Origin of the sequence: Phenylobacterium sp. Root700 (genome assembly GCF_001429025.1) — a bacterium.
GTDB lineage: Bacteria > Pseudomonadota > Alphaproteobacteria > Caulobacterales > Caulobacteraceae > Phenylobacterium.
On the sequence record NZ_LMHT01000008.1, the window covers coordinates 14,748 to 32,126 of the forward strand.

The 17,379-nt window shown below is 68.0% G+C and carries 15 protein-coding genes; 5 read left to right on the forward strand and 10 right to left on the reverse strand.

The window, feature by feature from the left end:
* Nucleotides 1-78 precede the first annotated feature (78 nt).
* Both ASE02_RS03760 and ASE02_RS03765 read right to left on the reverse strand, forming a co-directional pair.
* Nucleotides 79-1,053 carry a glycosyltransferase family 9 protein gene (locus ASE02_RS03760; protein ID WP_056731309.1) on the reverse strand — a complete coding sequence of 325 codons (975 nt, stop codon included), beginning with the start codon at nt 1,051-1,053 and terminating at the stop codon, nt 79-81.
* The gene (locus tag ASE02_RS03765) at nt 1,053-2,231 is read right to left on the reverse strand and encodes a glycosyltransferase family 4 protein (RefSeq protein ID WP_235536603.1); all 1,179 of its coding nucleotides are present in this window, start codon (nt 2,229-2,231) and stop codon (nt 1,053-1,055) included. The genes ASE02_RS03760 and ASE02_RS03765 overlap by 1 nt, the downstream gene beginning before the upstream one ends.
* A gap of 83 nt (nt 2,232-2,314) precedes the next feature.
* On the opposite strand from ASE02_RS03765, the gene ASE02_RS03770 reads away from it, so the two are divergent.
* Together ASE02_RS03770 and chrA are read left to right on the forward strand one after the other, a co-directional pair.
* Nucleotides 2,315-3,070, forward strand: a complete 756-nt coding sequence (locus tag ASE02_RS03770) for an alpha/beta fold hydrolase (RefSeq protein WP_056731311.1) — start codon at nt 2,315-2,317, stop codon at nt 3,068-3,070.
* Nucleotides 3,067-4,416 (forward strand): chromate efflux transporter, encoded by a 1,350-nt coding sequence (chrA, locus tag ASE02_RS03775; protein WP_056731313.1) that lies wholly within the window; start codon nt 3,067-3,069, stop codon nt 4,414-4,416. The genes ASE02_RS03770 and chrA overlap by 4 nt, the downstream gene beginning before the upstream one ends.
* Nucleotides 4,417-4,453: 37 nt before the next feature.
* On the opposite strand, the gene ASE02_RS03780 is transcribed toward chrA, so the two are convergent.
* Together ASE02_RS03780 and ASE02_RS03785 are read right to left on the reverse strand one after the other, a co-directional pair.
* A complete protein-coding gene (locus ASE02_RS03780; protein WP_056731315.1) occupies nt 4,454-5,314 on the reverse strand; it encodes an NAD(P)-dependent oxidoreductase in 861 nt (286 codons plus the stop codon).
* Between the two features lie 8 nt (nt 5,315-5,322).
* Complete coding sequence (locus ASE02_RS03785; protein WP_056731317.1) at nt 5,323-6,192, reverse strand: UTP--glucose-1-phosphate uridylyltransferase; 870 nt, start codon at nt 6,190-6,192, stop codon at nt 5,323-5,325.
* Nucleotides 6,193-6,384: 192 nt separating this feature from the next.
* Between ASE02_RS03785 and ASE02_RS03790 the strand changes: the two genes are divergently transcribed.
* Nucleotides 6,385-6,669: a hypothetical protein gene (locus ASE02_RS03790; protein WP_056731319.1), complete on the forward strand. Its 285-nt coding sequence runs from the start codon at nt 6,385-6,387 to the stop codon at nt 6,667-6,669.
* A gap of 4 nt (nt 6,670-6,673) precedes the next feature.
* Here ASE02_RS03790 and glmS read toward each other — a convergent pair whose 3' ends face one another.
* Nucleotides 6,674-8,491 carry a glutamine--fructose-6-phosphate transaminase (isomerizing) gene (gene glmS / locus ASE02_RS03795; RefSeq protein WP_056731381.1) on the reverse strand — a complete coding sequence of 606 codons (1,818 nt, stop codon included), beginning with the start codon at nt 8,489-8,491 and terminating at the stop codon, nt 6,674-6,676.
* Between the two features lie 110 nt (nt 8,492-8,601).
* Here glmS and glmM point away from each other — a divergent pair, with 110 nt between their 5' ends.
* Nucleotides 8,602-9,954: a phosphoglucosamine mutase gene (gene glmM, locus ASE02_RS03800; protein WP_056731320.1), complete on the forward strand. Its 1,353-nt coding sequence runs from the start codon at nt 8,602-8,604 to the stop codon at nt 9,952-9,954.
* A gap of 3 nt (nt 9,955-9,957) precedes the next feature.
* Nucleotides 9,958-10,974, forward strand: coding sequence for an adenosine deaminase (locus ASE02_RS03805; RefSeq protein WP_056731322.1), 1,017 nt, complete (start codon nt 9,958-9,960; stop codon nt 10,972-10,974).
* 147 nt (nt 10,975-11,121) lie between these two features.
* Here ASE02_RS03805 and ASE02_RS03810 read toward each other — a convergent pair whose 3' ends face one another.
* The 5 genes from ASE02_RS03810 to ASE02_RS03830 all read right to left on the reverse strand — a co-directional run bounded on the left by ASE02_RS03810 (nt 11,122) and on the right by ASE02_RS03830 (nt 17,292).
* On the reverse strand, nt 11,122-12,135 hold the full coding sequence (locus tag ASE02_RS03810; RefSeq protein WP_056731324.1) for a DUF2891 domain-containing protein: 1,014 nt from the start codon (nt 12,133-12,135) through the stop codon (nt 11,122-11,124).
* Nucleotides 12,113-13,063: a DUF979 domain-containing protein gene (locus ASE02_RS03815; RefSeq protein WP_056731327.1), complete on the reverse strand. Its 951-nt coding sequence runs from the start codon at nt 13,061-13,063 to the stop codon at nt 12,113-12,115. The genes ASE02_RS03810 and ASE02_RS03815 overlap by 23 nt, the downstream gene beginning before the upstream one ends.
* Nucleotides 13,060-13,752 (reverse strand): DUF969 domain-containing protein, encoded by a 693-nt coding sequence (locus tag ASE02_RS03820; RefSeq protein ID WP_056731329.1) that lies wholly within the window; start codon nt 13,750-13,752, stop codon nt 13,060-13,062. Before ASE02_RS03820 ends, ASE02_RS03815 begins: the two co-directional genes overlap by 4 nt.
* Nucleotides 13,753-14,357: 605 nt before the next feature.
* Nucleotides 14,358-15,659, reverse strand: a complete 1,302-nt coding sequence (locus ASE02_RS03825) for a UDP-glucose/GDP-mannose dehydrogenase family protein (protein WP_056731331.1) — start codon at nt 15,657-15,659, stop codon at nt 14,358-14,360.
* A 133-nt stretch (nt 15,660-15,792) separates the two neighbouring features.
* On the reverse strand, nt 15,793-17,292 hold the full coding sequence (locus tag ASE02_RS03830; protein ID WP_056731333.1) for a phosphomannomutase/phosphoglucomutase: 1,500 nt from the start codon (nt 17,290-17,292) through the stop codon (nt 15,793-15,795).
* Between the last annotated feature and the right edge of the window lie 87 nt (nt 17,293-17,379).

Below are 17,379 nucleotides of genomic sequence, written 5' to 3' on the forward strand. Positions count from 1 at the left end.
CTCCGGTCGTCCCACCATATATGACGAAGGCGGACCCCCGGATCAAGCGGCGCAGCGCACTCGCTGGTCGCTATCGACTCAAGCGGCCGGCAGAAGGGCGTTTGCGGCCTGTAGAACCGCCGAAACCGGGAGTTCCGCGAGGTTCTCGGCCTGGAGCACCGTTACGTGGCCGCGCGGCGCGGCCAGGGAGGGATCGGACGCGTTGGAGAACATCACCACGGTGGGCGCGCCGGTGGCTGCGGCCAGGTGCAACGGGCCGGTGTCGTTGCCGACCACCAAGGCCGCCTTCGCGCCCAGCATCGCCACCTTGGCGAAGTCCGTGCGGCCGGTGAGGTCGCGGGCCTGGCCCACGTCGCGCTGGATCTGGCGGGCCAGGGCGCTCTCCTGCAAGCCGCCGATGATGACGATGTCGTAGCCGCGCTCGAACAGGATCCGGCCGAGCTGGCCGTAGCGTTCGGCCGGCCAGCGCTTGTCCAGCCGGTGAGCCGAACCGCCGGGGATGAACAGCGCATAGGGCCGGGGCTTCACGCCGCCGGGCACCGGGCGCAGCTGTGATGGCTTGGGCAGCACCCACGATAGGTCCGGACCCGGCGCGCTGCCGGGCTCGGTCGGGGCGTCGGGCCAGATGCCGGCGTATTTCAGCTGGTCGGCCTGGCGCTCCAGGGTGTGCATGCTGTTGCGGGCCGGGTTCTTGTGCGGCAGGGCGCAGCCGGCGGCGATCCCGGACCATTCGGGCGGGAAGGGCGCCAGCATGTGGAAGATGCGCCCCGACTGGGCCGAGGTCTGCAGGTCGTAGACCCGGTCGTAGCGCGCCGCCTTGATGCGCCTGCGCAGTTCGACCCATTCGCCCAGTCCGGCCGGCCGGCCGTCGGTCTCCACGGCGTTGAAATAGGGGCAGGCCTTGGCCAGGCCCTCGAAGGGCGGGGTGGTCAGCAGGGTGATGTGGGCCCGCTTGTGCACCTGGCGGATCTTCTTCATCGCCGCCAGGGCCAGGACGAAGTCGCCCAGGGCCGACAGCTTGATGACCAGGATTTTTTTGATTTCGCGGGCCATCAGGCGCTGAACCCCGAACGGCGGGCGGCCAGCACATGGCCGTAGGCCTCCAGCGTCGCCTCGCACATGGCGTCGACGGAATAGAGGCGGCGCGCGCGGTTGGCGGCGGCCTGCCCCATGGCGGCCAGGCGGGCCGGACCCATCTCGATGGCCTTGGTCATGGTCAGGGCCCAGGCGGCCGGATCGTCGACCGCGACCAGCCAACCGGTCTCGCCGGGGACCACGGTCTCGGTGGTGCCGCCGTGGTCGGAGGCCAGCACCGGCTTGCCCATCACCTGGGGTTCGACCGCCGTGCGGCCAAAGGATTCCGGCTTGGTGGTCGGCAGCATGGCGATGTCGCAAATCTGGTAGGCGGCCGGCATGTCGTCGCAATGGCCGACCACGCGGACCTGGCCGGCGAGCCCGGCCTGGACGATGGCGTTCTCGACCTCCAGCCGATATTCGGTGCGGCCCTGGTCGTCGCCGGCGAAGATGATCAGGAAGTCGTCGCGGCCCTGGGCCTTCATCTGGCGCGCGGCCTCGATGATCAGCAAGTGGCCCTTGATGCGGGTCAGGCGCCCGGCCAGCAGCAGCTTCACCCGCCGGTCCTTGGGCTCGAGGCCCCAGGCCTCGCGCAGCGCCTGGACCCGCTCGGGCGTCACCCAGCTCGGATTGAAACGCTCCAGGTCGACGCCGCGCGGAATGGAGACGATCCGCGCCGGATCGAGGCCATGCTCGGCCAGCACGTGGTCGCGGGTGTAGTTGGAATTGGCGATCACCAGGTCGCCGCGGGTCATCACCGCGTTGTACCAGCGTTTCAGCTTGTTCTTGGCGTTGTAGACGCCGTGATAGGTGGCCACGAACGGCGTCTTGGTCGCCTGGGCCGCCCACAGCGCCGAGAAAGCCGGCGCGCGGCTGCGGGCGTGGACGATGGAGACATTTTCCCGGCGGATCAGGTCGACCAGGCGCGCGGCGTTGCCCAGCATGACCAGCGGATTTTTGGTCTGGACCGGCATCTGGGCCAGGCGGGCGCCGTCGGCTTCCAGGCGCGCGGCCATCCGACCGCCACGCGTGGCGACCAGCGCCTTGCCGCCGGCGCGCACGACCGCATGGGCCACATCGATGGTGGTCTGTTCGGCCCCGCCGGTTTCGAGCTCGGGCACGACTTGCAGCAGGGTGAAGTCTGGGGGAAGCGTCACGGGTTCTGCATAGCGTAAGCCTCGGTTTGGTAAACCCCGATGGCGTGCTGACGATGTCACATCCTCGCGTTATGAGGGCGGTCATGGGCGAGACAACGGGTTTTCTGGAACGGCCGGACGGAGCGAGGATCGCCTGGCGGCGCGTGGACGGCGCCGGGCCGACCGTGGTCTGGCTGGGCGGCTTCCGGTCCGACATGGCCGGGACCAAGGCCCAGGCCCTGGCCGATTGGGCGCTGACGCGCGGCCAAGCCTATGTCCGCTTTGACTATTTCGGCCATGGAGAGTCGTCCGGCGACTTCGCCGAGGGCACGATCACCCGCTGGCGCGGGGACGCCCTGGCGGTCCTGACCGAGCTCGCCACGGGCGAGGTTGTGCTGGTCGGCTCGTCGATGGGCGGCTGGATTTCCTGCCTGGCGGCCCCGGCGATGGGCGAGCGCCTCAAGGCCCTGGTGCTGATCGCGCCCGCGCCGGACTTCACCGAGAAGCTGATGGCGCCGGAGATGACCGCCGCCGACCGCGCCGAACTGGACGCGACGGGCGTCTGGCTCCGGCCGTCCGACTATGGCGACCCCTATCCGATCACCCGGGAGCTGCTGGAGGACGGCGCGCGCTGGTCGATCCTGCCGGGGCCGGTGAACGTCGAGGCGCCCGTGCGTATCCTGCAAGGCGGCGCCGACCCCGACGTGCCTTGGCGGCACGCCCTGGAGCTGGCCCAGGCGATGCGCAGCCAGGACGTGGTCTTCACCCTGATCAAGGACGGGGATCACCGGCTGTCGCGCCCGCAGGACATCGCCCGCCTGCTCGCGGCCCTGGACGACGTGGTCGCCGGCCCCGCATGACCCCAGCCACCTTGCCCAGCTTCTGGGAGGCGGCGCGGGTCTGGGCGCGGATCGGGGTTCTGAGCTTTGGCGGCCCGGCCGGGCAGATCGCCCTGATGCACAAGATGTTGGTCGAGGAACGCGGCTGGATCGGCGAGCGCCGATTCCTGCACGCCCTGAACTACTGCATGTTGCTGCCGGGGCCTGAGGCCCAGCAACTGGCCACCTATATCGGCTGGCTGATGCACCGGACGGCCGGCGGTCTGGTCGCGGGGATCTTCTTCGTGCTGCCGGGTGCGGCGGTGATGCTGGCGCTCAGCATCGCCTATGTCCTTTACGGAACCACCCCGATCGTCGCGGCCCTGTTCCTCGGCGTGAAGTCCGCCGTCCTGGCGGTGGTGGTCGAGGCGGTGCTGCGGGTCGGGCGCCGGGCCTTGAAGACCCCGGCCTCGGTGGCGATCGCCGCGGCGGCCTTCGCGGGCCTCTATGTGCTGAACATCCCCTTTCCCCTGATCATCCTGGCGGCGGGCCTGCTCGGGTGGTTTGCGCCCCAGCTGGTCTCGGCCGGCGGCCATGGCGATGAGATCAAGGACGAGCGGCCGGGATTGGTCGATCAGATCATCGAAGCCGGCGGCGCCAGCCACCTGACGCCCTCGCGCGGGCGGGCCTTGCGGGTGCTGGCGATCTGGCTGCCGGTGTGGCTGGCCCCGGTGGCCATCCTCTACCTGATGTTCGGGGACGCCAGCGTCTGGACCAAGCTCGCCGGGTTCTTCTCGACCATGGGGGTGGTGACCTTCGGCGGCGCCTATGCGGTGCTGGCCTATGTGGCCCAGGCGGCGGTCGAGGGCTTCGGCTGGCTGAAGCCCGGAGAGATGGCCGATGGCCTGGGGTTGGCCGAGACCACGCCGGGTCCGCTGATCATGGTGCTGCAGTTCGTGGGCTTCCTGGCGGCCTATCGCGAGGCCGGCGGCCTGCACCCGCTGCTGGCCGGGGCGCTGGGGGCGCTGCTGACCACCTGGGTGACCTTCGCGCCGTGCTTCCTGTGGATCTTCCTGGGCGCGCCCTATGTCGAGGCCCTGCGCGGCCATCGCGCCGCCGCTGCGGCGCTGGCGGCGATCACCGCGGCGGTGGTCGGGGTGATCGCCAATCTGGCCCTGTGGTTTGGCTTGCACGTGTTGTTCGGCAAGGTGAGCCAGGTCACGGTCTTCGGCGTCGGACCCGATGTGCCCAACCTGCTCAGCCTGGACTGGCGACCGGCGTTGCTGACCCTGGCGGCGATGGTCGCTATGCTGCGGTTCAAGGTCGGCATGGGGCCGACCCTGCTGGCCTGCGCGGTGGGCGGGCTGGCGCTGAGCTATCTCAGCTGAGGTCGTTTCTCCTCTCCCGAGGGAGAGGGATTTAGGTTCAACGCTCGCCCGCCAGGATCGCGGCGAGGCCTTCGCGGTAGGTCGGATAGGCCGGGCGCCAGCCGAGTTCGGCCTTGGCCCTGGCGTTCGAGACCCGCTTGGTCTCGGTGTAGAAGCGCCGCGCCTGGGGCGGCAGGGCCTCCAGGTCGAGAGGCTCCTCGGGCGGGACCGGCAGGCCGATCAGGCCGGCGGCATGGGCGAACACGTCGCTGTTGGACGCCGGCTCGTCGTCGCAGAGATTGTAGATCCCGCCGGCCCGGGGCTTGGCGATCGAGGCCTCAAGCCCGGCGGCGAGATCATCGACGTGAATACGGCTGAACAGATGTTCCGGCGCTGCGACGCGCCGGGCCCGGCCGGCCCGCAGGCGGTCGAAGGCCGAGCGGCCAGGGCCGTAAATGCCGGGCAGGCGGTGGATGGTGACCGTCAGGCCCATGCCGCGGCCAACCTCCAGCCAGTCGCGCTCGGCGGCCACGCGCCGCGCGCCTTCCAGCGACTGGGCGGCCAGGCGGCTGTCTTCGAACACCCAGCCCCCGCGCCGGTCGCCATAGACGCCGGTGGTCGAGAGGTAGCCGATCCAGTCAGGGAAGGCGCCAGCCGTGGCCAGCGCCGGGACCAGCACCTGCAACGCGGGGCAGCCCTCGGGACCGGGCGGCGTGGTGATCAGGATCGCCTGGGTGTCGGCCAGTCGGGCGGCCACCGCCTCCTTGTCGAGGGCGGGAACCGGATCGATCCCGTCGGCGGCCATCTGGGCGGCGGTCGCCTCGTCGAGATAGGTCGCCGAGATGCTCCAGCCCTTGGCCGCCAGGCGCGTCGCCAGGGCGCGGCCCGCGAAGCCGTAACCGTAGACTAAGAGGCGCATGGGAGCTCCTAGAGCAGGTCCTTGATCGCCGCGCGGGCGGCGTCGGCGAACTCGGGGCGATCCAGCGCGAAGGCGATATTGGCCTTCAGCAGGCCGATCTTGTCGCCGCAGTCATAGGTGGTCCCCTCGTATTCGAGGGCGTGGAAGTCCTGGGACTTCATCAGCTCGATCATCGAGTCGGTGAGCTGGATCTCGCCGCCGGCGCCTTTGCCTTGGCGCTCCAGCAACGGGAAGATTTCCGGCTGCAGGATGTAGCGGCCCGAAATGATCAGGTTCGACGGGGCGGTTCCCTGGGCGGGCTTCTCGACCATCCCGGTCATCTTGCTGATCCGGCCGTCCTGTCCGTCGAGCGCCACGATCCCGTACTTGTGGGTCTCGCTGTCGGGCACGGACTCGACCACCACGATGTTGCCGCCGACCTTCTCATAGGCCGCGACGGTCTGGGCCATGGCCGGGGTTTTCGCGGCCATCAGCATGTCGGGCAAGATCACCGCGAAAGGCTCGTCGCCGATCAACTCGCGCGCGCACCAGACCGCGTGGCCAAGACCCAACGGGGCCATCTGGCGTATGAAACTCATGGAGCCCGGGGGCAGGATATCGCGACGGACTTCGGCCAGAACGTCGGTCTTGCCCTTGGCCTCCAGCGCCCCCTCGATCTCGGGGTTGCCGTCGAAATAGTCCTCGATGGCGCCTTGGCCACGGCTGGTGATGAAGATGAAATGTTCGATGCCCGCCGCGCGCGCTTCCTCGACCACATAGGAGAGGATGGGGCGGTCGAACACGTTGAGCAGGTTCTTCGGCGTCGCCCGGGCGACGGGCAGGACGCGAGTGCCTAGCCCCGCGACCGGCAGCACCGCTTTACGCACACGTTTGGTCATTCAGCCCTCCCGTTCAGTCCCCGACTAGACGACGGAGCTTTCGAAATCCACCGTTACGCCCGGGTGACCCCACAAACCGCCGTCGATTCGGCCGCCAATGGGGTTTCCCGCCTGAATTGTGATCGGTCATCGGAACTCACGAGACCGTGAAGGGTTCAGGAGACGTCCCCCGCAAACGTAGAAGGGCACTCCATGAAAATTCGTACAATTTCCGCGCTGGTCGCGGCTTCGGCTCTCGCCGTCTCGCTCTCGGCCTGCAGCAAGAAGACCGAAGCCCCCGCCGCCGATGCGGCCGCCGCTGACGCCGCCGCGACCGCGCCGGCCGACAGCATGGCCGCAACCCCGCCCGCCGACGCGATGACCGCTGCTCCGCCGGCTACCGGCTCGATGGCCGCGACGCCTCCGGCCGAAGGTTCGATGGCCGCCACGCCGCCCGCCACCAACTCGATGGCGGCGACTCCGCCAGCCACGAAGTAGGCCGCTACTCGACGGTCACCGACTTGGCCAGGTTACGCGGCTGGTCGACATCCGCGCCTTTCTGGACGGCCACGTAATAGGCCAGCAACTGGATGGGCGCGGAGAAGACCAGCGGCGCGACCAACGGGTCGCAGGTCGGCGCCACGATCACCTTGACGCCCTTGGGCGCATGCTTGGCGCCTTCCTCGTCGGTGATCAGCAGGATGGGGCCGCCCCGGGCCATCACCTCGCTCATGTTCGACATGGTCTTCTCGAAGAGGCCGCCGTACGGGGCGATGACGATGACCGGGGTGGCTTCGTCGATCAGGGCGATCGGCCCGTGCTTCAGCTCGCCGGCGGCGTAGCCTTCGGCGTGGATGTAGCTGATCTCCTTGAGCTTCAGCGCGCCCTCGAGGGCCAGGGCCGACATCGCGCCGCGGCCGAAATAGAGCACGTCCCGGGCCTTGGCGAGCTCGGGCGCCAGGGCGCGGATCGCTTCCTCGGCCTTGATGGATTCGGCGATCAGGCGCGGGGCTTCCAGCAACAGTTTTGACAGCCGGGCCTCTTCGGCCGCGTCGATGTGGCCGCGCGCGGCGGCCGCGGCGATGGCCAGGGCGCTCAGCGCCGCCACCTGGCTGGTGAAGGCCTTGGTCGAGGCGACGCCGATCTCGGGACCCGCATGGGTGGGGAACAACAGGTCGGCTTCGCGGGCCATGGTCGATTGGTGGACATTGACCACGGCGGCTGTCGTCAGCCCCTGGGACTTGCACCAGCGCAGCGAGGCCAGGGTGTCGGCCGTCTCCCCCGACTGCGAAACCATGATGGCCAGGGTGTTTGGCGACACCGGCGGCTCGCGATAGCGGAACTCGGAGGCCACATCGATGTCCACCGGCAGGCGGGCGAGGCTCTCGAACAGGTAGCGGCTGATCAGGCCGGCGTAATAGGCGGTGCCGCAGGCGACGATCTGCAGCCGGTCGATCTTGGCGAAGTCGACGCCGCCGGGCGCGGTCGCCTTGCCGGACACCGGGTCCAGATAGGCCGAAAGCGTGTGCTGGCAGGCGTCCGGCTGGTCATGGATCTCCTTTTCCATGAAATGCCGGTAGTTGCCCTTCTCGACCAGGGCGGCCGAGGCCGAGACGATCTGGACCTTGCGCTCGGCCGGCTTGCCGTTTTCATCGAAGATGCGGGCGCTGGTGTGGTCGATGGCGACGTAATCGCCCTCGTCCAGATAGGCGATCTTGTTGGTGAACGGGCCGACCGCCAGGGCGTCGGAGCCGATGAACATCTCGCCGTCGCCATAGCCGACGACCAGCGGGCTGCCGCGGCGGGCGCCCATGACCAGGTTCTCTTCGCCCTCGATCAGCACGCCGAGCGCATAGGCGCCGGTCAGCCGGTCCAGGGTGGCCTTCAGGGCGGCCAGCGGCTCCAGACCGGTGGCGAGCTCTGAATCGAGCAGTTGGGCGATGACCTCGGTGTCGGTTTCGCTTTCGAAGACCCGGCCGGCGGCTTCCAGTTCGTGGCGCAGTTCGGCGAAGTTCTCGATGATGCCGTTGTGGACCAGCGTCACCTTGCCGGCCTGATGGGGGTGGGCGTTGGGCACCGACGGCGCGCCGTGCGTGGCCCAGCGGGTGTGGCCGATGCCCACCGTCGCGGTCAGCGGTGTTTCCGCCAGGACGTCTTCCAGCGCCCGGATTTTACCCTTGGCGCGGCGGCGCTCGACCTTGCCGCCGACCACGCCGGCGATGCCGGCGCTGTCATAGCCGCGATATTCCAGCCGTCTCAGGCTCTCGATCAACCGATCCTGGACCGGGGCCGTTCCGACGATGCCGATGATGCCGCACATGACCCGGAGTTCCTTTTGGCGCAGGAAGACGTGATAATCCTGAGCCGCCTTTAGCATTCGCAAACGCGGCGTCGATTAAATCTGAGTTTCGTTTCGTTTCGAGAACCCGAATGACCAAGCGCGCCTATTTCGGAACCGACGGCATCCGCGGCCAGGCCAACAGCCACCCGATGACCGCCGAGGTGGCCCTGCGGGTCGGCCTGGCGGCGGGCAAGCTGTTCATGTCGCAGGACGACCGCCGCCACATGGTGGTGATCGGCAAGGACACCCGGCTGTCCGGCTACATGGTCGAACCGGCCCTGGTGGCGGGTTTCGCCAGCGTGGGCATGGACGTGCGCCTGCTGGGGCCCATGCCGACTCCGGGCGTGGCGATGATGACCCGTTCGCTGCGCGCCGACCTGGGCGTGATGATCTCGGCCTCGCACAACGCCTATGTCGACAACGGCATCAAGCTGTTCGGCCCTGACGGCTACAAGCTGTCGGACGCCCGGGAGCTGGAGATCGAGGCGCTGATGGATCAGGGTCTGGCCGACGGCCTGGCCGAACCGACCATGCTGGGCCGCGTGGCGCGGGTGGATGATTCCCAGGCTCGTTACGTCGAGATCGCCAAGGCCACCTTCCCGCGCCGCCTCAGCCTGGCCGGCCTGCGGGTGGTGATCGATTGCGCGAACGGCGCGGCCTACAAGGTGGCGCCGGTGGTGCTCTACGAACTGGGCGCCGAGGTCATCAAGATCGGTGTTGATCCCGACGGCACCAACATCAACGAGGAATGCGGCTCCACCCATCCCGACGCCATGGTGCGGGCGGTGAAGGAGTATCGCGCCGATCTCGGGATCGCCCTGGACGGCGACGCCGACCGGCTGCTGATCTGCGACGAGAAGGGCCACGTGGTCGACGGCGACCAGATCATGGCGATCATCGCCGACGCCTGGGCGCGCAACAATCAACTGACCGGCGGCGGCGTGGTGGCGACCGTGATGTCGAACCTTGGCCTGGAACGCTTCCTGGCGGCGCGGGACCTGAAGCTGGAACGCACCAAGGTCGGCGACCGCTATGTGATGGCCCGCATGCGCGAGGGCGGCTTCAACCTGGGCGGCGAGCAGTCCGGCCACATGATCATGTCCGACTATTCGACCACGGGCGACGGCCTGCTGGCGGCTTTGCAGGTGCTGGCGGTGCTGAAGGATTCCGGCCAACCGATGAGCCTGCTGGCCCGTCAGTTCGTGCCGGTGCCGCAACTGTTGGAGAACGTGCGCTTCGCCGGCGGTAAGCCGCTGGAGACCGAGCAGGTCAAGGACGTGATCGCGCAGGCCGAGCATCGCCTGAACGGGACCGGCCGCATCGTGGTCCGCGCCTCGGGCACCGAACCGCTGATCCGAGTGATGGCCGAGGGCGACGACGAGAAGCTGGTCAGCCAGGTGGTCAAGGACATCGTCGGCGCCGTGAAGAAGGCGGCGGCCTAGGTCGTGGACCAGCTCACCGACTTCATCCGCGGATTGCCCAAGGCCGAACTGCACCTGCACATCGAGGGCAGTCTCGAGCCCGAGCAGATGTTCGAATTCGCCCGCCGCAACGGGGTGGAGCTGCCGTTCGCCGACGTCGAGGCGGTGCGGGCGGCCTATGCGTTCTCGAACCTGCAGGACTTCCTGGACATCTATTACCAGGGCGCGCGGGTGCTGCTGACCCAGCAGGACTTCCACGACCTGGCCATGGCCTATTTCCGGCGTATCGCCGCCGATGGCGCGCGTCATGCCGAGATCTTCTTCGACCCGCAGACCCACACTGAGCGCGGCGTTCCCTTCGCGGTGGTGGCGGACGGACTGCTGGCCGCGATGGCGCAGGCCGAGGCGGAGTTGGAGGTCACCTCGAAGCTGATCCTCTGTTTCCTGCGCCACCTTTCGGAAGAAGACGCCTTCGAGACCCTGAAACAGGCTGAGCCCTATCTGGACCGCATCGTTGGGGTGGGGCTGGACTCCTCGGAGGTCGGCCATCCGCCCGCCAAGTTCGCCCGGGTCTTCGCCGCGGCGCGCGCCAAGGGCCTGAAGACCGTCGCCCATGCGGGTGAAGAGGGGCCGCCGGACTATGTCTATCAGGCGCTGGACATGCTGGAGGTCGACCGCATCGATCACGGCAATCGCGCCCTGGAGGACGACGCCCTGACCGAGCGGCTGGCGCGCGAGGGGATGACGCTGACCGTCTGCCCGCTCTCGAACCTCAAGCTCTGCGTGGTCGACGACCTGACCGCCCATCCGCTGCGCAAGATGCTTGGGCTGGGGCTGCGAGCCACGATCAACTCCGACGACCCGGCCTATTTCGGCGGCTATCTGGGCCAGAACTGGGTCGAGACAGCCCAGGCGCTGGACCTCAGCCGGGACGAACTGGTGACCCTGGCCCGCAACAGCTTCACCGGCTCGTTCCTGGGCCCCGACGAGATCGCCGCGCATCTGGCGCAGATCGACCGGTACGTGGCTAGCGCCGCCTAGCGCCTCGCTATCCCCTCTCTCGTCATCCTCCGGTCAGCCGCAGGCTGATCCGGGGGACCCAAACGGCCTGGCCAGCTTTGCGACTCAGCTTGGGTCGCCCGGATCGTCTTTCAGACGACCGGAGGATGACGAGCGGTGGGGGCCCTCCTAGGCTTCCAGCGCCAGCAGGGCGAAAGTCGCCAGCCAGTGCTCGCCCATATAGTCGCCGGCGACGTGCTCCAGGCCGGCCGCCAGATGCTGCTCGGCGCTCGCCAGTGCGACGCTGCGGGCCGGGTCGCCCAGGGCCAAGGTCCCGGCGATGGCGCGCCAGCACCAGGCGCGGCTGAGGTTCAGGCCGTCGAGATGGGCGATCTTGCCGTCGGTCCGGTCGCTGACGCTGGCCGGGGTGAACAGGCTGGCAGGCAGTCGCTCTGCGGCCTGCGGCAGGAATTTTCCGAACCATAGCCGAAAGTCGGCGGTCGGCAGGACGCGGCGCAGGCACTCGGCCTCCACCAGGGTCGGCGACAAGAAATCATCGCCGCTGGGCTCCCAGGCGGCGGCTCCGGCGTCGGCCAGATACCAACCTCTGGCCGTGGTCTCGATGAGGCGGGCGAACTCTTGATCACCGACCTGACCGGCATATTCGGCCGCCAGGGCCAGGGCGAAGGCGGTGTTGAAGTGCGTGCCGGTGCGGATCGGATAGGTCGCCTTGGGCAAGAAGGCCTTGAAGCGGTCGGCGAAGGCGCGCGCCAGCGGGGCGACAGCCTGCGCCCAGGTCTGCTCTTCGTGCCGCTCCAACTCCGCGCCCAGCATCAGCAGCCAGGCCCAGCCATAGGGGCGTTCGAACCCGGCGCTGGCGGGACGGGCGAGATAGGCCAGCTCGCCGGCCGCCTTGTCGGGCGTGAAGTTGGCGTCGAACAGGGCGCGGATCTCGGCCGCCTCGGGGGCGCCTGGGAACCGCCGCAGCAGACGGGCCAGCAGCCAGTAGCCGTGGACGCAGGAGTGCCAGTCGAAGCTGCCGTGGAAGATCGGGTGCAGCACACGCGGCGGCAGGACGTCGTGGTCGCCGGTCATCACGTGGTCGAGCTTGTAGGGGTAGGGCCGGGTCACATGGCCGAGCGCCAGCCGCGCGAACCGGGCGGCGAGGTCGGGGGTGAGCTCAGAAACGGAAGACGAGGACATACATCAGCGCCGTGTTGGCCAGCAGCAGGAGGAGGGCGGTCGGGAGTTGGGCCCAGATCACCCCGTTGCGGTCTTTCAGTTCCAGCAATGCGGCCGGGACGATGTTGAAGTTGGCGGCCATCGGGGTCATCAGCGTCCCGCAGAACCCCGACAGCATGCCGATGGCGCCCATGATCGCCGGGTCGCCGCCAAAGCGCATGACGATGAGCGGCAGGCCGATGCCGGCGGTCATCACCGGGAAGGCCGCGAAGGCGTTGCCCATGATCATCGTGAAGATCGCCATGCCGAAGGTGTAGGCCACGACGGCGGCGAGCTGGCTCCCCTCCGGCAGCCACTGGCCGGCCAGTTGGCCGATGGCCGCGCCGACGCCGGCGGCGGCGAACACCGCGCCCAGCGCCGCCAGCATCTGCGGCAGCACCGCGGCCCAGCCGACGGTGTCCAGCAGGCGGCGGCCTTCTTGCAGCGGGACGATCGGCTTGGCCCGCAGCATCGGCATGGCGATGGCCAGCGCCACGAAGACGCCGAGGATCAGCGACACCAGGGTCGCCTGTTTCGGATCGACCAGCCCCGCCAGTTCGGGGCGCTTGAACGCGAAGGTGCCGGTCAGGGCGGTGGCCGGGATGGCCAGGGCCGGCAGGAACAGCCGCCCGCCCAGCTGGGCGGCGCTTTGCCGCCGTTCCTCCGGGGCGGTGGTGGCGGGCGCGCCCTGGCCGAGGCCGCCGAAGCCGGCGATCGCCACCATGGCGATGACCACCAGGCCGTTCGCGACGTCCGGCAGGTGCGAGCCGAACAGGAAACTGACGGCGAAAAGGCCCCAGAAGGCGGTGTTCTTCCAGCGTTTGGGATTGCTGGCGTCGCGGGCGCTCAAGACCGCGATGGCGGCGAAGAAGGCCCCGCCGATTACATAGAGGACCTCCAGGCCGATCATTGGCCGGTCTCAGGCGGGCGGGCGTCGGCCAGGATGCGCGCCAGCCGGCGGTCCAGCAGCATCAGCCGGGTCCCGTGGATCAGCAGCGCGCAGATGGCGGTGGGGATCGCCCACATCGACAGGTGCAGCGGCTCGATCAGAATGCCGTTCTGCTCCAGGAAGCCCTTGATCAGCAGGATCGAGGCGATGGCGATGAAGATATCTTCGCCGAAGAACAGCGCGATGTTGTCGACCGCCGCGGTATGGGCGCGGATCGACTGGCGGGTGTCATCGTCCAGCGGGCCGTAATGGGTTTCAGCGGCGGCCTCGGCCATCGGCGCGATCAGCGGGCGGACCATCTGGGCGTGGCCGCCCAGCGAGGTGAGGCCGAGCGCCGCCGTGGCCTGGCGCAGGATGAAGTAGAGCAGCAACAGCCGTCCGGTGGTGGCCGCGCGGATATTACCGATCAGGGTCTTGGCCCGCTCCTGCAGGCCGCCGCGTTCCAGCAGGCCGATGACCGGCAGCACCACCCAGACGATGCTGACATAGCGGTTTTCCTTGAACGCCTTGCCGAAGGTCTCGACGACCTCGACCGGCCCCATCCCGCCCGCGAGCCCGGTGACGAGGGCCGCGACTGTGACGACCAGCAATGGGTTCAGGCGGGCCATGAAGCCCACCACGACGACGAAGATGCCGATCAGCGACAGCACGCGACGACCCCTCCGTTCCTGGCGCGAGCGTCGACTCTAACCGGGGCGGCGGGCTCTGCAATTGCGCAGATCAAATCCGCGGTCGCGGAGGTTTCCGGCAAAGGCAGATCGTTGGCGCGGCAAGGGATCGTTCGGCGAGTTCATGCGTATTTGAAGTAGAAGCGACAGGACTATCCAGAATGGTTAAATCGTGTCAGCTTCTTTTCCTTCACGCCGCTTGACCGGTGTGGAGCGAAAAAAGGTACTGGGAGCGAAACATGCCACGAAACGTCACCGTTGGGGGCGGATCGCGGGGGACGATGCGGGGTTTGACCTCCGTCGCTTGCCTCGCCTTTGTCGCGGTCCTTGCGCTCGCCTTCTGGGCCGGTGCGCTGTGGATCGGCAACATGCTCATTCATCTGCTGACCAGCGGACCCTCAGTCTGACGGCTGAGCGTTGCGCTAACGGATGACGAAGCCCTGAGATTGCAAGCCGCGACAGCGGCGTTGGGCGGTCGCATTTTCCTGACATATCCACGCCTCTGCCTGGCCCGCTTGGGCCGGCGGATTGCAGCGTGCGATCCCCGCCGCCTCTCTCGAAGGAACAGGCGGGGACCTTGACGAGGTCTAGGCTCGGCCGATCGAGGCGTATTTGAAGCCTCGGGCGCGGACGTCGGCGGGCTTGTAGATGTTGCGCAGGTCGACGAGCACCGGGGCGTTCATCAGCAGCTTTACGCGGTCGAGATCGAGCGCGCGGAACTGGTCCCATTCGGTGATGATCACCAGGACGTCGGCGCCGGTGGCGACCTCGTAGGGATCGTTCTTGAAATCCACATTGGGCAGCAACTGCCGCGCCTCGTGCAGGCCCTCGGGATCGAACGCCTGGACCTTGGCGCCCATGGCTTCGAGGGCCGGGACGATATCGAGGCTGGGCGCGTCGCGCATGTCGTCGGTGTTGGGCTTGAAGGTGAGGCCCAGGACCCCGACGGTCTTGCCCTTCAGGTCCTCGGCGGTCGCCGAAACCTTGAGCGCCATGGCTTTCTTGCGGTCGTCGTTGACCTTGACGGTGGTCTCGATCAACCGAACGGGCGAACCGGCGTCGGTCGCGGTGCGGACCAGGGCCAGGGTGTCCTTCGGGAAGCAGGAGCCGCCATAACCGGGGCCGGCGTGCAGGAACTTGCCGCCGATCCGCTTGTCCAGGCCGATGCCGCGCGCCACCTGCTGCACGTCGGCGCCGACGGCTTCGCAGAGATCGGCCATCTCGTTGATGAAGGTGATCTTCATGGCGAGGAAGGCGTTGGCGGCGTACTTGATCAGTTCGCTGGTGCGACGGCCGGTGAAGACGATCGGCGTCTCGTTCAGATAGAGCGGCCGGTAAAGCTCGGTCATGACCGGGCGGGCGCGCTCGTCCTCGATGCCGACCACGACGCGGTCAGGGCGCTTGAAGTCCTCGATGGCGGCGCCTTCGCGCAGGAACTCCGGATTGGAGACCACGGCGAACTGGGCGTCGGGGCGCTTGGCCTTGATGATTTTCTCGATTTCGTCGCCGGTGCCGACCGGGACGGTCGACTTGGTGACGATCACGGTGAAGCCGTCCAGCAGGCCGGCGATCTCTTCGGCGGCGGCGTAGACATAGGAGAGGTCGGCGTGGCCGTCGCCGCGGCGCGAGGGCGTGCCCACGGCGATGAACACGGCGTCGGCCTTCTTCACCGCCTCGGCGGCCTCAGTATCGAAGAACAGGCGGCCGGCCTTGACGTTGCTGGCGACCAGTTGCTCGAGCCCCGGCTCAAAGATCGGAATACCGCCTGAACGCAGGCGTTCGATCTTGCTGGCGTCCTTGTCGATGCAGGTCACGGTGTGACCGAAATCGGCGAAGCAAGCCCCGCTCACCAGGCCCACATAGCCGGTGCCGATCATCGTGACGTGCATGAATTACCCTTAGATCCGTTCGCGTCGCCGTCTTTCACCATGCTGCGATCACCCTCGCAATCGCAGCCGGTCCAGAACGGCACATTGATCCTGCGTTGCAGCAAAAGTTGCGCCCCTTGAGAGGGCGCAGGCTTCAGATTTCCTGGTTGTAGGCGCCGACCTGTGAGCGTTTGGCCAAACGCGGCTTCACTTCCTCGCGGAAGAGGGCGCGCATGTCGTCCTCCGAGCGGGTGCTCTCCACGACGACGACGATCTCCGGCTTGTTGGAGGAGGCCCGGACCAGCACCCAGGAGCCGTCTTCCAGGGCGACACGGACCCCGTTGACCGTGATCACCTCGACGATCTTGCGACCCAGGATGGTCCCGCCGTCCTTGGCCAGTTGCTCGTACTCGGCCACCACGTCGTCCACCACGCCGTACTTTTCCTCGTCGGCGCAGTGCGGCGACATGGTGAGCGAGGTGTAGGCGATCGGCAGGGCCTCCTTCAGCTCGGAGAGCTTCTTGCCCGGGTTGCGGTCCATCATCGCCAGGATCGCGGCGGCGGCCGTCAGTCCGCAGTCGTAGCCGCGGCCGATCGGGTCGTTGAAGAAGAAGTGGCCGCTCTTTTCGAAGCCGGCGAGCGCACCGAGTTCGGCGGTCTTGCGCTTGATGTAGCTGTGGCCGGTCTTCCAGTAGACGGTCTTGGCGCCGTTGGCCTTCAGCACCGGGTCGGTGGCGAATAGGCCGGTCGATTTCACATCGACCACGAAGGTCGCGTTCTTGTGCAGCAGCGACAGGTCGCGGGCCAGCATCAGGCCGATCTTGTCGGCGAAGATCTCCTCGCCGGTGTCGTCCACCACGCCGCAGCGGTCACCGTCGCCGTCGAAGCCCAGGGCCAGATCGGCGCCATGCTCGCGGACGGCCTTGGCCATCTCCATGAGCATCTCGTGATCTTCGGGATTGGGGTTGTAGCGGGGGAAGTTCCAATCGAGATCGCAGTCCATCTCGATGACCTCGACGCCCATGTTGCGCAGGGCCTGGGGCGCGAAGGCGCCGGCGGTGCCGTTGCCGCAGGCGCAGACCACCTTCAGCGGGCGTTGGATCTTGGTGCGGCTGGAGACGTCGGCGATGAAGGTCGCCTGGAAGCCCGAGACGTGGGTCAGGGAACCGCCGGCCCTGGCGACGCTCTGGCCGCCGAGCACGATCTCCTTCAGGCGGCCCATCTCGACGGGGCCGAAGGTGAGCGGGCGCTGGGCGCCCATCTTCACGCCGGTCCAGCCGTTCTCATTGTGGCTGGCGGTGACCATGGCGACGCAGGGCGCATCGAGCGCGAACTGGGCGAAATAGGCGGTGGGCGAGAGGGCCAGGCCGATGTCGACCACCTCGCAGCCGGCGGCGACCAGACCGACCGTCAGGGCCTGCTTGATGGAGAGCGAATAGGAACGGTAGTCGTGGCCGACCACGATCTTGGTCTGGCCGAGCTCCTGGATGTAGGTCCCGAGCCCCAGGCCCAGCGCCTCGATCCCCAGCAGGTTGATCTCCGGACCGAACAGCCAGCGCGCGTCGTATTCGCGGAAGCCGGTGGCCTTCACCAGGGGCATGATCTCGTAGTCGAAGGTGTTGGGCACGAGGTCGGCGCGCGGGACAGGCAGCATCGTAACTCCGTTATCTCTAGTGCAGCTTCGCTCTTAAAGGTCGGGAGACCTTAAGGCCAAGCGAACGCGAGCGACGAGTTTCGGTTT